The 15,239-nt window shown below is 38.0% G+C and carries 10 protein-coding genes; all 10 read left to right on the top strand.

Going from position 1 to position 15,239, the window contains the following annotated elements; genetic code table 11:
* Positions 1-922 (top strand): hypothetical protein (locus tag NEOC84_RS02755; protein ID WP_166155082.1); only part of this gene is annotated, 922 nt, incomplete at its 5' end.
* Positions 923-1,038: 116 nt separating this feature from the next.
* Entirely contained in the window at positions 1,039-1,806 is a 768-nt protein-coding gene (pgl, locus tag NEOC84_RS02750) for a 6-phosphogluconolactonase (RefSeq protein ID WP_166155079.1), read from the top strand.
* A gap of 375 nt (positions 1,807-2,181) precedes the next feature.
* Positions 2,182-3,162, top strand: a complete 981-nt coding sequence (tsaD, locus tag NEOC84_RS02745) for a tRNA (adenosine(37)-N6)-threonylcarbamoyltransferase complex transferase subunit TsaD (RefSeq protein WP_166155093.1) — start codon at positions 2,182-2,184, stop codon at positions 3,160-3,162.
* 387 nt (positions 3,163-3,549) lie between these two features.
* Positions 3,550-6,081, top strand: coding sequence for a leucine-rich repeat domain-containing protein (locus NEOC84_RS02740; RefSeq protein ID WP_166155077.1), 2,532 nt, complete (start codon positions 3,550-3,552; stop codon positions 6,079-6,081).
* 486 nt (positions 6,082-6,567) lie between these two features.
* Positions 6,568-6,726 (top strand): 50S ribosomal protein L33, encoded by a 159-nt coding sequence (rpmG, locus tag NEOC84_RS02735; RefSeq protein ID WP_079979843.1) that lies wholly within the window; start codon positions 6,568-6,570, stop codon positions 6,724-6,726.
* Between the two features lie 61 nt (positions 6,727-6,787).
* Positions 6,788-8,719, top strand: a complete 1,932-nt coding sequence (locus NEOC84_RS02730) for an FtsX-like permease family protein (RefSeq protein WP_166155075.1) — start codon at positions 6,788-6,790, stop codon at positions 8,717-8,719.
* A gap of 1 nt (position 8,720) precedes the next feature.
* Positions 8,721-9,413 carry an ABC transporter ATP-binding protein gene (locus NEOC84_RS02725; RefSeq protein WP_166155073.1) on the top strand — a complete coding sequence of 231 codons (693 nt, stop codon included), beginning with the start codon at positions 8,721-8,723 and terminating at the stop codon, positions 9,411-9,413.
* Between the two features lie 563 nt (positions 9,414-9,976).
* Positions 9,977-11,749 (top strand): leucine-rich repeat domain-containing protein, encoded by a 1,773-nt coding sequence (locus tag NEOC84_RS02720; RefSeq protein ID WP_166155071.1) that lies wholly within the window; start codon positions 9,977-9,979, stop codon positions 11,747-11,749.
* 353 nt (positions 11,750-12,102) lie between these two features.
* Entirely contained in the window at positions 12,103-13,188 is a 1,086-nt protein-coding gene (locus NEOC84_RS02715; RefSeq protein WP_166155069.1) for a thioredoxin domain-containing protein, read from the top strand.
* Positions 13,189-13,306: 118 nt separating this feature from the next.
* Positions 13,307-15,217: a ribosomal protection-like ABC-F family protein gene (gene abc-f / locus NEOC84_RS02710; RefSeq protein WP_166155067.1), complete on the top strand. Its 1,911-nt coding sequence runs from the start codon at positions 13,307-13,309 to the stop codon at positions 15,215-15,217.
* Positions 15,218-15,239 lie beyond the last annotated feature (22 nt).

Here is a 15,239-nt window from a genome sequence, read left to right as displayed (position 1 = left end):
ATTAGAGCGAGCAATAACCGACTTTGGAGCAGATATTGCTTTTGGAAAAGTAGGAGAAAAGATGAAGGAACATTATGGAATTGAAGCTTCTTCTTCCATGGTTAGATTGATTACCCAAAAGCATGCAAGCAGAATAGCTAAGCTAAAAAAAGAAGCGGTTAGTCAAGAAGCAATCATTATCAGTGAAACAGATGGGAGTATGGTACCCATTGTGGAGATAGACCAGATTGACAAACAAGCAAAAAAAGATGCAAGAAAAGCAAGGAAAGTATGTTGGAAAGAAGCCAAACTAAGTTTAGCAAGAGGCAATGACAGAGCCAACCGCTTTTATGCTGGTAGTATTGGGACGGCAGAACAAGCAGGTCAACAGATGCTAGAATGTGCTTCTTTAGCGGGTCTGAAAGAAGGCAGCTATGTGCATGCCATAAGTGATGGTGCTCCGTGGATAGCTGAACAAGTAAAGCTAAAATTTTGCAATCGAAGCGGCCACTTAATTGATTTTTATCATCTGTGTGGATATTTATCCGAGGCTGCCATTTGGTGCAATATTTTTGAGCCAAAAAAGTGGTTAGAAGAAAGTAAAGAGAAGTTAAAAGCTGGAAAAAGCCAAGAAGTTTTCAAAGAGATTGAAAATAAGTTCAAGGCGCTAGATCATCCTGAGCAGGAGAATGGCTTAGTAAGATGCTATAGGTATATGGAAAAAAGACTGGATATGATGAATTATAAAAGCGCTTTAGATAAGGGCTTACCGATTGGGTCAGGCGAGATAGAAAGTAGTCATAGACATGTGGTACAAAAGAGGCTGAAGATAGCGGGAGCTTGGTGGAAGACAGAAAATGCTAATGCGATGCTAAGCTTAAGAATAGGTAGATTAAATGGTTATTGGGAAGCTTACTGGAATTCTTACAAAGCTGCGGCTTAAAAAAGATTGCCAACACTTTTGTTTACACCCAATGAGTAGAGATAAGTAAAAAGATTTTTATGCTTTAAGAAGCATTCATGATAAGCTAGGCTAAAAACAAAAAATATCTAGGTCTTATGCTAAATTCCTCGTGGAAAACTAAAATACAAGTGTTTGATGATAGAAGAGATCTGGTTGCTGCTGGAAACTATCGAGAGGCCCTCCTTTATTGTGTGGAACAATTCATTAATCTTGCAAATACATGTATTGAAAATCAGGGCTACTTTGCAGTAGCATTGTCGGGAGGAAGTACTCCTAAAGCTATCTTTCAAATTCTTACCTCTTTAGAAAATCGCGAAAGAATTGACTGGTCAAAAGTACTACTATTTTGGAGCGATGAGCGTAGCGTGCCTCCCACCCACCCAGAAAGCAATTATTTAAATGCTATGGAAGCAGGTTTTAATGCATTGCCGCTGAAAGCGACTAATATTTTTCGGATGCAAGCTGAAAATAATATAGAAGAGAATGCTAGGCATTACCAACATTTGATTCAAACTAAAATCCCGAAAAAAAACTTTGATGCCGTGCTTTTAGGTATGGGAGAAGATGGGCATACTGCCTCACTCTTTCCTCAAACAAGCGGCCTGCATGCAGGCGATCGTTTAGTTATCGGTAATTTTATCCCTCAAAAAAACACATGGCGTATGACTCTTACTTATGAGTGTATTAATGCCGCTTCATACATTTTGCTATATGTATTTGGAAAGGGCAAAGAAGATATGGTCTTTCAAGCATTAAAGGGGCCCTATAACCCCGAGCTAATCCCTGTGCAAAAAGTTGGTACACCTACTCACAAAGCCTTATGGATTTTAGATGATAACTCTAAATCTTTGCTGGCAAAATGAATCATCGCTATATTTAAAGGTTGAATATGCATTTTAAAATATAAGGATAGTGATTAGAGATATAGCTTAACTTGCTAACTTAAAATAAAGGAGTTCATAAAGGCATGGGTAGCCAGCGTTTCAGGTGGCTTTTCTTAAAAATTTTTGCTAGCTAGCTATAGCTGCATTTCTCCAAGTTAAATTCTCGCCTAGTTTATTCATTAAAGTCAAAAAAGCATACTTGAATGGTTTTAAAAAGCTCGCCTAGAATGATAAATCCATTGTCGATCTGTCATTAATTTATTTTTCCTCTTTTGCATTTGAATTGAGCCAAGCTATCATCCATAAAAAATAGAATAGATTTACAAATAGCCGCTGTAGTAACTTATATTGCTTATGTTAGTCCTAGGAATTGAAACAACATGTGATGAAACTGCCTGTGCAGTAGTAAAAGACGGAAGGGAGATTCTTTCTAATGTCGTCTTTTCCCAAATTGATTTACACCAAGAGTTTGGAGGAGTTGTTCCGGAGCTAGCTTGTCGTAAACATGTCGATGTGCTTTTTCCCATCATCGATCAAGCTCTCCAAGAGGCCAATTGCAAACTCGAAGATATTGATCTTTTTTCAGTCGCCTATGGCCCCGGGCTGATCGGCGCTGTGCTTATAGGCTTAAATGCTATTAAAACCATAGCGCTATGTATGAACAAGCCATATGTAGGCGTCAATCATGTCGAAGCTCATCTATATGCTGCTCTCATGTCAAATCCTAGTGCTGAATTTCCATGCCTTGGTATTGTTCTATCTGGGGGACATACGAGCCTTATATGTATGCACGAGATAGGGAAATATGAACTGATAGGCCAAACGGTAGATGATGCTATTGGCGAAGCTTTTGATAAAGTGGCTAAAATTATGGGATTGCCTTATCCTGGCGGCCCTCCTATCGAAGCGCTAGCGGAAAAAGGATCTAGTTTACGCTATCCTTTAAAAGCAGGTACTGTAAAAGGTAAACCATTTGACTTCTCTTTTAGTGGATTAAAGACCGGAGTCTTATACACTTATAACTTAACGTCTGATAAATCTGATTTAGCCGCTTCCTTTCAATATGCGGCTTTTTCTGACATTTTAAAAAAAACTTTACATGCAGCAGAAAAATATAATTGTAAAACTTTAGTTTTTGGTGGCGGTGTTACTAATAACAAAGCTTTACGTAAGATGTTTATCGAAAAAGGTAACCGCTACCGACAATATTGGCCATCTCTAGGGCTAAGCTTGGATAATGCAGCTATGATAGCAGGGCTAGCTTATCATATTTATAAACATAAAGGCAGCGGGGATGATTTGACGCTAGAGGCTGCTACCTCCCTTTCTTTTTAATCCATCCTAAGAAGGTGCCCCGATACCTATCTTTCCCTTAACATGATCCTAGGACATTGAAGTATAAATCATAGCTTGTGAATTTGTTAGTAAGTATTCATAATCCAATTCTATGCTTATAAAGATTTATTCTTAAGAAAAGAGCCTGTTTTTTCAGAAAAGTAATTTTTTCTTTGAACGTATAAACACGATTTCCTTAAAAAGTAATAGGATGAATCTTAATTTAAAATGACATCTTCTAGAATTTTTTTGTTTATTAAATGACAGTTGCTAAAAAATAAAAAGAAAGATCATATTTAGCATAAATAAATCGATGCAATTTAGGAAAAATCAAGTAAAGCTTGATTTTGAAGAAAAAGCTTAATCTAAATCTTAATGGAGCTTAATATGCTGCCGCCAACTTCCACTTCTAGTACCCAGACCACTGCTCGTGCCCTCCCTACAGAGAATGCAGAAGATGCTCATCTAGGAGAACCAACAAAGCAGGCGGTTACTTCGTTGCCTTGTGGGCATACCCTCGACAAAAACGATGAGATTCACTGTTTAGCTTGCCGTAAGCTTGGCCTTCATGATAGCAAGGTTATTGAAAAGTATACACCCAACTATGACGTTCGACCAGCCTTCTTGCAGGACAAAAATAATTCTAAGAAAGGAGAATGCGAATTATTCCTAAAAGATTTAGTGAAAAAAGACGCCATGCAATCAATCCATACAGATAAAAAAACTCAAGCTTATGCTGGAAGCTCTTTTAAAAGGTTCGACCCTAGACTCTTATCAAAGATAGTGATAGATTCTTTGGTCCTAGGCGACTTAAATCTAGAAAAGGTATCAGATAATCAAGAGGAAGAGTTATTTGACCAGGAGAGCAAAGAGCCAAAGGGTAAAGAAAAAGTAGATGATAAAGATTCGGAGGAATTATTAGAAAAAGTTAACACAGTGAGGCAATTTGGAGCAGAGAAACTGCAGCAGGTTTACCCAAGCTCTTCGCCTCTTTCCCCATTAGCTCCTCAAACTTTCATTTCTGCCTCCTCTTTGCCTACACCTCTGGCCAATTTGCCTACAGGCCCAGCTTATATTCAAGCCCTTTCTCCTCAATCCACCATCGACATTTCGATGCCGTCGCTTTACAAAGAAATTCTCCAGATTCATTTTCCTGAAGAGAACGGGGATTTTACAGAGCAAGCTAGCATTTTAGATAAAATCTACAAAATTAAACCAGATTGCTCAGTTGAAGAGAAAGTCGTTCATATCTTTTCAAAACTTTTTACCCTAGCGGCCAATCTTGCCCCTGTAGAGCTTGAAAAGACTCCAAAAAAATCCAGGGCTTTTACCCATTCTAATTATTTCTCTTACCTACTGAATATCAACCGTCTTTTACTATGGCACAAGCTGCCTGGAGGAACAGAGTACTTAAACCAACCAAAAATTAAAGCTTTATCTTTAAAAGAAAAAGGAGAGCTATTAAGCCAATGGATTGAAGTTCATGCTAAAACTATTACACATTTAGATTTAAATTTTTCCAGTTTAACCATGTTGCCTCCAGAATTAGAAAAGTTTTCTCAGTTACAAGAGCTTTGTATAGGCGGTAACCAGCTAACCATTCTTCCTGCGTGTATCGGTCGCCTCTCTAAGCTTAAAAAGCTTGTGGCATCAAATAATCACCTGATAGCTCTTCCCCTAACTATTGGGCAGCTTGCAGAGCTGCAGCAACTGTATTTAGGCCATAATCAGATCCACACTCTTCCTGCAGCCATTGGACAGCTTTCTCAGCTGCAATCCCTCTCATTAGAAAATAATAAGCTAGCAGTTCTACCCCCTGAACTCTTTCAGCTTTCTCAATTACATGAACTTTCCTTAGATCGTAACAGACTAACTGTTCTTCCTAAAGAAATTGGGCAGCTTCCTCGATTGCAGCAGCTCGGCTTAAACGATAATTATCTAACCGCTTTACCTACAGAAATAGATCAGCTTTTTGAGCTTAGAGAGCTTGGCGTGAATAATAATCATTTAGCCTCCCTGCCTACAGCTATCGGGCAGCTTTCTAATCTGGAATGGCTAACATTAGTGAATAATAATCTAACGGCTATTCCTCCCGCTATCGGACAGCTTGCAGGGTTGCAAATGGTGGACTTAAGTCGCAACCAATTAACTACTCTACCTACACAACTAGGGCAACTCTCTCAACTGCAAGAGCTCTACTTAAGCCACAATCAACTAACCATGATTCCTCCCGCCATAGGGCAGCTCACTGCGGTTCGTATACTGAATTTAGACCGCAACCAGCTAAATACTTTACCTATAGAAGTAGGACAGCTTTTTAAGCTGAAAGATCTTGGATTAGGTCACAACCGGCTAAGTATTATTCCTAAGATTGTGGGACAGCTCTCTGAATTACAAGAGCTTGACTTAAGCTACAACCAGCTAACAGCCATTCCTACAACGATTGGACAACTTACTGAGCTTCAAACCCTCAGTTTAAACCATAACCAATTAGCTTCTATTCCTACCGACATAGGAGAGCTTCTTCTGTTAAACGTGCTTGATTTAAGTGATAATGAGTTAAATGCTCTTCCTGCAGCCCTTGCACAGCTTTCTCAGCTGCAATCGCTTCACTTAAGCAATAACCAATTAACTTCTATTCCTAAAGCTATTGGACAGCTTCCTTGTCTACAACACCTTGACTTAAGGCGCAATCAGCTAGCTGTTTTGCCAGCAAAGTTAAAGCTTCCTGCACTGCAAACGATTGACTTAAGTCACAATCAGCTAGCAACCATTCCTGCAAGCTTTAGACAGTTCTTACAGTTGCAGCAGCTTTCCTTTAACAGTCAGTCGATAATAACTCCCCCTCCCCAAGTGCCTAATCTTAAAAATCTTATACTAGAAGGTAATCCTGTTTATAAAAATTTTATGAAATACTAGAAAGTATTAAAAACGATTAGGTAAGTTTCAAGTATTTAAATGTAATAAATGCAAAAAGAGAGAAAGTGCTTCTTAGTAAATCAGCAAGCATAGTGTAAATCATTTGTATAGGCTTTAAATTGTGAGTGCTTAGCTAAGCATATTTGGGTTAATAGAATTCCAAATCTCTCTCCTCCCGTGGAATTGCTGTATTGAAAATCATTAAAAACTTAAGTTCAATTTTTCCTAGGAAGATTAATTAAGTTGTTAGCATTTAACATCTTCTTTAATAAAGCTTGGGAGTTAAAGATAAGGAACCTACTATCAAGGATCGACTCATACCCTCTTTTAATCCCTTTATAAGAAATCTTTTTATGGGGATTACTGCAAGGGAATTTCTTCTAACAGGAAGCGCTTGTTTTAACATTTAACTCTTGAGATAAATTGCTATTTAGTCATATGATAATAGGTTTATAAATTATGTTGAAAGTTTTCGGAGTTTAAAAAATGGCCAGTAGAAAAAGAGAAAAAATTAAGCTTAAAAGTTCCGCCAGTCACTACCATTATCATACAGTAAAAAACAAGACAAATAGCCCCGAACGTATGACCTTAAATAAGTTTGACCCAGTGGTACGTAAGCACGTTGAATTTAAAGAAACCAAATAATCTTAAGGGAAAGATAAACCTTTCCCCTTCCCTTTAAATCCCTATTTAATGACGGACAAGCATGTTTGAATTATCTGTCGCATGCAAATATTTAAGGCCCCGCTGGCGGCAATTGTCTGTATCTATTATTAGTTTAATTTCCATATTAGTCATCGCACTTGTAGTATGGTTAATCGTAGTTTTTTTTTCTGTAACAAGTGGTTTAGAAAAACGTTGGATAGAAAAATTAATCGCTCTCACTGCACCTGTTCGCCTTACGCCTACTGAAACTTATTATAATTCCTATTATTACCAAATTGATAGCATTAGCGAAAACTCTAACTATACCCTGAAAACCATCGGTGAAAAATGGCGAGCTGATCAGTCAGATCCCTACGACCCGCAGCTTGATATAGAAGTTCCCTTTAATTGGCCTGCACCTGATAGAGAAGAGGACGGATCGCTTAAAGATCCTGTAAAAAAAGCTTTTTCTATTATCAAGAATTTGCCTTACTCTCCCTCCATAAAAGCACGTGATTATGAAGTTTGTGCGAGCAATTTGCGTCTTCGTATGCTTCGAAAAACCCCTGAGACTCATCCTACTTTAACACAAGCCTTTTTATCACAGGCTACTTACCTAGGATCTTTAGATAATGAAAATTTGGCTATTTTAAAAGCGACGCTCCCTATTTCAGATGCTGATATTAACAATCTACTTTATACTCTTTCTATTGCCTCTGAAAATGTCCAAGAAGATCATCCCGCTTCAGCTGATAGTGTTAATCAGCAACTTTTAAGAGAAAGATTGAAAACTTTTTTTAAGTATACTGAGGTTAATTGGCTAAAAACGCCTCCTGCTGGATGGGCTCTTCCCACTGTTCTTCAAAAAAATCCTTCGCTACCTAAACAACTTCCTGGTGGCTTCCAAATGAGGGCCTTGCCCATTTTGGAATCATTAGATAAAATCCTCTATCTACAAAAAATACTATTTGATGTGAGTTTTGAAATGGAAGGACATCAAGTTAGCGGACGCATTCCTATGGGAAATTTGCTGATTGCCCACCCTAAGATAAAAACTCACTTTAATAACTTTCCTCCCCTTTCTCCTTTTTGGTTTTACAAAGTAGGCAATTCGCAAGAAGATTTAAAGGTGTTTTTACCTAAAGACGCTGCTTTAGGGGAAGGGATTTTGCTACCTAAACCTTTTCGTGAAGCGGGAGTGTTGCTAGGTGATCGCGGCTATATTTCCTTTCAGGCTCCTACTGTCAGTGCTCTGCAAGAACAACGCATTCAGGTATTTGTAGCTGGCTTTTATGATCAAGGCTTAATCCCTGTTGGAGGTAAGTTTATTTTGGTAAACGAGGCCTTAACTAATTTAATTGCATCTGCACAGCATAATAGTCAGGCACAGAGCAATGGAATTAACCTACGTTTTGCAGATTTAAGCAAAGTCGACGAAATCTATGGTAAACTGCAACAAGCCTTCAAAGAAGCAGGCATCGCTCCTTATTGGAAGATTGAAACCTACCGTGACTATGATTTTACCAAGGATATTATTCAACAGCTGCGTAGTGATAAACACTTATTCACGCTTATTGCCATCGTGATCATTATCGTGGCCTGTTCAAATGTTATCTCTATGCTAATTATACTGGTTAATGACAAAAAGCTAGAGATAGGAATCCTACGCTCCATGGGAGCATCATCAGCAAGTATTGCCGGTATTTTTGGGTTTTGTGGAATGACGATGGGGCTAGCGGGAAGCGTCATAGGTATTGGAGCGGCTTTGTTTACACTTAGGCATTTAGAGTTGCTTGTCACTTTTTTAAGTAGGCTCCAAGGTCATGAAGCTTTTAATCCTCTCTACTATGGTGATAGCCTACCTAACGAAGTCAGCATGGAAGCTTTATTATATGTGATAAGTTTTACTGCTTTAATCTCGTTATTCTCAGGCCTTGTACCTGCCTTAAAAGCAAGCTTGCTGCGACCTTCAACTATTTTAAGAGCGGAATAAGATGGAAGAAATTATTTTGCAAGCTAGCGATATCAGCAAAGCTTATCATTATCCTGCCAAAGTATCGATTTTAAATAACATTAACTTAGTTGTTAAGCGTGGAGAAACGGTGGCGATAACAGGACGCTCCGGCGAAGGTAAAAGCACTCTATTACAAATCTTAGGGACTTTAGAAAAGCCCTCCTCTGGGCGATTAGCTATTGCTGGGCAAACCATTAACCCTTTTAATTGCAGAAAAATTAGAAACCAGCACATCGCCTTTATTTTTCAATCTTTTCATCTTTTAGAAGACTATACAGCGCTAGAGAACATTTTAATGCCAGCGCGTATCGCTCGTAAGTCTATTTCCAAAGGAAGTAAGGCTTATCAAAGAGCTTGTGCTTTATTAAAACGCGTGGGCTTAGAAGACCGAGCCTATTTTAATACCAAGCTTTTATCGGGTGGAGAAAAACAGCGCATAGCGATTGCTCGTGCACTTTGCAATGATCCTGATATCATCTTTGCCGATGAGCCCTCTGGCAACTTGGATAAGCAAACAGCGCAAGATATTCATCAACTTCTTTTAAATTTTGCTTTGGAAAAAGATAAAGCAATCATCATTGTTACGCATGATGATAAGCTTTCAGATCTTTGCAATAAAAGCTATCTCCTAGAAGAAGGGGCCTTAAAGCTTAACTCCCCCTCACTTTTCTAAAGGTTGCGCTAATGAGTATTTCAATAATAAAAATACTTGCTAATAGAGCTTTAAGCTTTGTATGCAGACTTTAAACCCTACATTATCTAACTTTTTTAGCTTAAGAAAAGATCTTTTGGCCATCCTTACTTCTCTAGCAAGCAGGCCCTAGAGAGAATAAATGGAGTTAGGGCTTTAACGTAAACCATGCTGAGGATTATTCTCATTAAAATTTTAATTGCTTGCTTAGGACACAAAATGAATTCGAAGAGAACCAAAAGCAAAGAATAAAGAAAAAAAACAGCCTTCGTTTGTTATTAAATGAATTACCTACAGATACCTAGGGCTGCCGGTAGACTATAAAAGAAAATTGGTGAGAAAAAAACTTGGGAAGCTAATGCAAAAAATTGAAATGAAATTGATAAAGGCTAAAGGAATCCGCTAGAGCCTTTATAAAATTGAGAAAAAGCTTTTTTCTCTTTTTTATCTATTAAAATTAAAAATTGCTTAAAAAAGAAGAAAAAGAGTAAGTTTTTGGCAAAAAGGCAAGGTAATTTCTTATCACAAAACTTTAAGGAGCTTGTATGATGCCGCCAAATTCTACTCCTAGCACCCAGGTAGCTTTCCGTACTACAGTCTCAGAAAATATAGAAGATGCGGTCTCAGGAGAGTTGATGACCCGGGCAGTGACTCTGTTTCCTTGTGGCCATACCTTTAACGAAGATACCGTCATCCAATGCTTAGCACGCAATAAACTTTGCCCTTTAGATAGAAAGCTTATTGAAAGGCATGCACCCAACTACACGGTGAGGCAACTGGCTGAAACGGCTGAATCTCATCCATTAGAAGAACTTAAGCATGAGCCCAGTGAAGAAGCTGTAGAACATTTCTTAAGGGGTAAAGAGCTTGCTGAAAAAGGAGAGCATGCAACTGCTATAGAAGCTTTACTGCAAGCTTTGCAATTAACTCCTACGTATGAAAAAGCTCAAGCCTATCTTGAATTTTGCCTTAAATGCTCTTCCGAAGCTTCTTCATCATCGCAGCCAGTTATTCCTCTTTTTTCGAGCAAAGGTAAAGACAAAGAAAAAAGCCTTTCTTCTACAGACTCTCCTAAAGAACGCTATACTGAACTCTTACTCGATCTGTTAGAAGAGTCTTCCATTCAAGAAAACTTGATTTTAAAGAAAATATTAGAGAATCAAGTCGAAGAGTTGATGAGTCAGGAGGGTGAGGAGCTAACTGAAAAAGAAAAGATAAGTTATAAATGGGCGGAAAAATTATTAGCAGAAAATAAAAAGGTTAGACAATTTGTGGCTGAAAAGCTGAAGCAAATCTATCAGAACTCCCCCTCTCTTTCCACAGTCACTCCTCAATCTTCTAATTCAATCTCTTCTTCGTCTATTTCTTCAATTAAGGAAATTCAAGCTCTTGCTCCTCCATCTATCACTCCTATTTCCATGAACTCGCTTTACAAAGCTATTATGCAGATTCATTTTCCTAATGAAAATGGGAATATAGTAAACCAAGCTGGTATTTTGGATAATATTTACAAAATTGAACCTAATCTTACTATTGAAGAAAAAGTAAACCATATCTTTCAAAAGCTTTTTAACTTAGTCACCTCCCTTTCTCCCTTAGAATTTGAAAGAGATACTCAGGAAAGCAAGGCCTTCACTCTTTCTAATTATTCCTCCTATCTGCTGAATATTGACCGTCTTTTACTCTGGTGGGAACTACCAGGTGGAACCAAGTACTTATGCCAACCACAGATTAAAGCTCTGCCTTTAGAGCAAAAAGGAGAGCTGCTAACAGGTTGGATAGAAGAGCATGTTAAAAACATTACCGACTTAAATTTATTTGAGATAAGCTTGACCTTTTTGCCGCCAGAACTCTTTCAGCTTTCTCAACTTCAATGGCTTAAATTAGACGGCAGCCAGCTGACCAATCTGCCGTCAGTCATCAAACACCTCTCTCAGCTGCAATCACTTTCCTTGAATGGTAATCAACTTACTTCTCTTCCTTCAGTCATTGGCCAACTTTCTTATCTGCAAACACTTGACTTAAGTCACAACCAGTTAACCGTTATTCCCATTGAGATAGGAAGGCTTTCTCAGCTGCAAAATCTTTTCCTGAAAGGTAACCAGCTAACGGCTCTGCCTGCGGAAATCGGGCAGCTCTACCAGCTGGAATGGCTTGACTTAAGCTGCAACAAGCTAACAGCTCTTCCCTCAACTATTGGACAGCTTTCTCAGCTGCGAAATCTTTTCCTGAATGGTAATCAGCTAACTACTATTCCTGCAAGGATCCGACAGCTTCCTCACCTATGGCGGCTTAAAGTTGATGGCAATCCTCTTTAAAACATATTAGTAACAAAGTGTAAGCATTTTTTTATAAAGAGTCATAGCGAGTCTAATAGGCTTTTCGGCAAAAATATAGTGCTTATCAAGAGATGCTCCTATGCTTATAGCCCTTAATAAAAAATTTAAAAGTTACTCCAATTTTAGAAAAAGTAGACTCGACCCTTATTTTAATTAGTACTTTGATGAATAAGTCGATAGCCTTTTAGAATCACATAAAAAATGCTATCTAACGACTTTAATATTCCTGGATAGCTGAGATAGGATTTAGAAATTTTTGCCTCCAATAACTCTCTTGACAGTAAACTTAATATGTAATATTTTAGTATGAAAAAATTTACATATCGGGAGATATGGGTACAAATCATTCATTGATGCCTAAAGACTTACCAGCTAACAAATATCAGAAATATCTCAATGCGATTGGTAGTTTAGCCATCATTGCCGGTGGGATATTTTCCATTATTTCTTGGCTACAAATTTGTACCCAGGAATGTGCAGCGACACATGATTACCGTTTATTTGGTTTCCAGCTGGAATATGTGGGGATGATTTTTTTTCCTGTTCTATCTTTGTTACATTGGGGAGCCTATTATAAAAAAATTTTATCTTTCATGGCGGCAGTCATGCTCGCAGGAGCATTAGGAGCCGAGATAGTTTTTATTTATGCTCAAAAAGTATGGATTGGTCAATGGTGTCCGTTATGCCTCTGTATTGCAGCTTCGATAGTAATTACTTCTTTAGCTTATCTTTTAAGCTACTTTAACCACTATAAACAACCTTTACCTGATTCAAAAAGGATTAAAATGGCGTTAAATTTACCCAAAGTGCTTGCAATTATCATGGCTCTGATTACCGGCTTTTTTATAGCATCAGTTGGATTAGCAAAAGTAGATGAATTGCAAGCGGCAGAAAATTCTATTAAAAATAGCATCGTCTTTGGGAATCTAAACAGCAAAATTGAGGCCTATTTTTTTAGTGACTGGCATTGCCCTGCATGTCGCCAGCTAGAGCCAAAATTAAAAGAGCTAGTTCCTACGCTTATGAAAAATACTCGCTTAACTTATGTAGATTTTGCTATTCATCCCTCTAGCTTAAATTTCACTCCCTACAACTTATCTTTTATGGTTCATGATAAGAATAAATATTTAGAGCTCCGCGATTCTTTAACTCAGCTTTCCAGTGATACCGAAACCCCTACGGATGAACAAATTGAGAAAATTGCTAAAGAGCAGGATGCTCACTACACTCAACTTAATTATTCTGAGGTTGCTCTTGGCTTAGAATATTTTAAGACTCTAGCTACAGAATTTGATATCGACAGCACGCCTACATTAGTTCTGGTTAATGGGAAAACTAAAAAAGGTAAAAAATTATATGGCGTAGCTGAGATAACAGAAGAAAATGTGTCACAAGCTATTAAAATTTTGAAAGAGTGATTAACTCTTTGCTAAGCAAGCTAAAATCCCTCATCCAGGCTCTTTCCTACTAGATAGCTAGGAGGTTTTAAAGAGTCCTTAATTTTTTAATTCTACTTTAAATCTCTTATTTTATCTTATGATTTCTGCGACTAACCTTTCTATGCGCTTTGGAGGTAAAATCCTCTTTAAAAATGCATCTTTTCAGCTTAACCCTGGTAACCATTATGGCCTTATCGGAGCAAATGGAGCAGGAAAATCGACACTCTTAAAAATTCTAGCTAGGGACCTTACCGCTGAAGAAGGAGAATTTTGTATTCCTTCTCAATTAGCATTAGGCACACTGAAGCAAAATCACTTTTTGTATGAGCAGGTGCCTATCTTAGATACTGTCCTGATGGGAAATGCAAAATTATGGAAAGCATTAGAAGAAAAGAATATCCTTTTAGACAAACCGGAATTTGATGAAGAAGAGTGTCATCTATTAGCTGATCTTGAAAAAATTATTGAAGAACAAGATGGGTATTCGGCAGAAAGTGTTGCAGGCAAAATTCTGGAAGGTCTAGGGCTACCAGACCGCATTCATCATCAAAACTTATCTACTTTATCAGGAGGTTATAAGCTACGTGTTTTACTAGCGCAAGTTTTGTTTAGCAAGCCTGACATCCTCCTACTCGATGAGCCGACAAACCACTTAGACCTCTATTCTATCAAATGGTTGGAAGGATACTTAAGAGATTTCCCAGGCACATTACTTGTCAGTTCGCACGATCGAGACTTTTTAAACGCGATTTGTGACCATATGTTGGACTTAGATCATCAAAAAATAACTTCTTATAAAGGTAATTACGAAGATTTCTTAAAAACTAAAGCATCTGCTGTCGAGCAAAAAGAACTAGCCTTTGCTAAGCAGGAAAAACGCCGAGAAGATTTGCAAAACTTCATTGATCGTTTTAAGGCTAAAGCTAGTAAGGCTCGCCAAGCACAGTCCAAAATGAAATTAGTAGATAAAATTGAAGATGAAATGGCTGAGCTGGACTTTACTCCTACTTCTCGTTTATATCCTCGGCTTAAATTTGAGCCTCATCGCTCGTCTGGAGCCCTTGTTCTTAAGGCCAAAGGTATTTGCAAATCTTACGGAACCAAGCAAGTGCTACATCAAGTCTCTTTTGAAGTAGAACGGGGTGAACGCATAGCCTTAGTGGGCGCTAACGGGATTGGTAAGTCAACTTTATTGGAAATCTTAACAGGGCAATTAAAGTGCGAGCAAGGCTCTTGGGAATGGGGCCATGCTGCGCAAGTCGCCTATTTTCCCCAAGATCATCATCGCGAAGTCAATGGAAATATCTCTCTCTTGGAGTGGTTAAGTGAACAAGATCCTCAAATACCTGAGCAAAAGCTAAGAGAAATTTTAGGACGTGTTCTCTTCACTGGCGATGATGTGAAAAAGTCTGTTCATCTATTAAGTGGGGGCGAAACAGCTCGCCTCATTTTAGCTAAGATGATGCTCCTTAAAGGCAATGTTTTAATTTTTGATGAGCCTACTAACCACTTAGATATGGAAGCCATTGAAGCTCTTTTAGAAGCTTTAAATCATTACACGGGGACCATTCTTTTTGTTAGCCACAATCGCCATTTTGTCACTCATCTTGCTAAAAAGGTCATAGAGATAAGCGACACCGGCGTACAAACTTACGATTGTAGTTATGTAGAATATATTGAAAAAAGAGAAATGGATTTGCTCAGCAAAAATTTAAAGCCGGTAAAGATAAAAGCTGATGAAAAGCTAGCTGAAAAGCCAAGCTATCAGGATCAAAAAAACCTACGTAGTCAAAAATCACAACAGGAAAAAATAGCAGCTCAAGTGGAAAAAAAATGCCAGCAACTTGAGGAGCAAATCAAAGACCTGGATGAAAGAATGGCAGCAGCAGATTTTTATCTTCATACCCCTAAAGAAGAAATTCAAAGATTCATAGCCCAAAAAGAGAAGCTAGAAAAACAATTTGAAGAAGCTTTAAAAGCATGGGAAGAAGCAGCCTCTTCTGTATAAAAATAATTAGCATGATAAAGCT

It is taken from the genome of Neochlamydia sp. AcF84 (genome assembly GCF_011087585.1).
In the GTDB taxonomy this organism is placed as follows: domain Bacteria; phylum Chlamydiota; class Chlamydiia; order Chlamydiales; family Parachlamydiaceae; genus Neochlamydia.
This window is presented reverse-complemented; position numbering and strand designations above follow the sequence as displayed.

Bases quoted from the DNA above. Each gene is read 5' to 3' on its own strand.
- pgl (WP_166155079.1), top strand. From the start codon at position 1,039: ATGCTAAATTCCTCGTGGAAAACTAAAATACAAGTGTTTGATGATAGA.
- tsaD (WP_166155093.1), top strand. From the start codon at position 2,182: ATGTTAGTCCTAGGAATTGAAACAACATGTGATGAAACTGCCTGTGCA.
- NEOC84_RS02740 (WP_166155077.1), top strand. From the start codon at position 3,550: ATGCTGCCGCCAACTTCCACTTCTAGTACCCAGACCACTGCTCGTGCC.
- rpmG (WP_079979843.1), top strand. From the start codon at position 6,568: ATGGCCAGTAGAAAAAGAGAAAAAATTAAGCTTAAAAGTTCCGCCAGT.
- NEOC84_RS02730 (WP_166155075.1), top strand. From the start codon at position 6,788: ATGTTTGAATTATCTGTCGCATGCAAATATTTAAGGCCCCGCTGGCGG.
- NEOC84_RS02725 (WP_166155073.1), top strand. From the start codon at position 8,721: ATGGAAGAAATTATTTTGCAAGCTAGCGATATCAGCAAAGCTTATCAT.
- NEOC84_RS02720 (WP_166155071.1), top strand. From the start codon at position 9,977: ATGATGCCGCCAAATTCTACTCCTAGCACCCAGGTAGCTTTCCGTACT.
- NEOC84_RS02715 (WP_166155069.1), top strand. From the start codon at position 12,103: ATGGGTACAAATCATTCATTGATGCCTAAAGACTTACCAGCTAACAAA.
- abc-f (WP_166155067.1), top strand. From the start codon at position 13,307: ATGATTTCTGCGACTAACCTTTCTATGCGCTTTGGAGGTAAAATCCTC.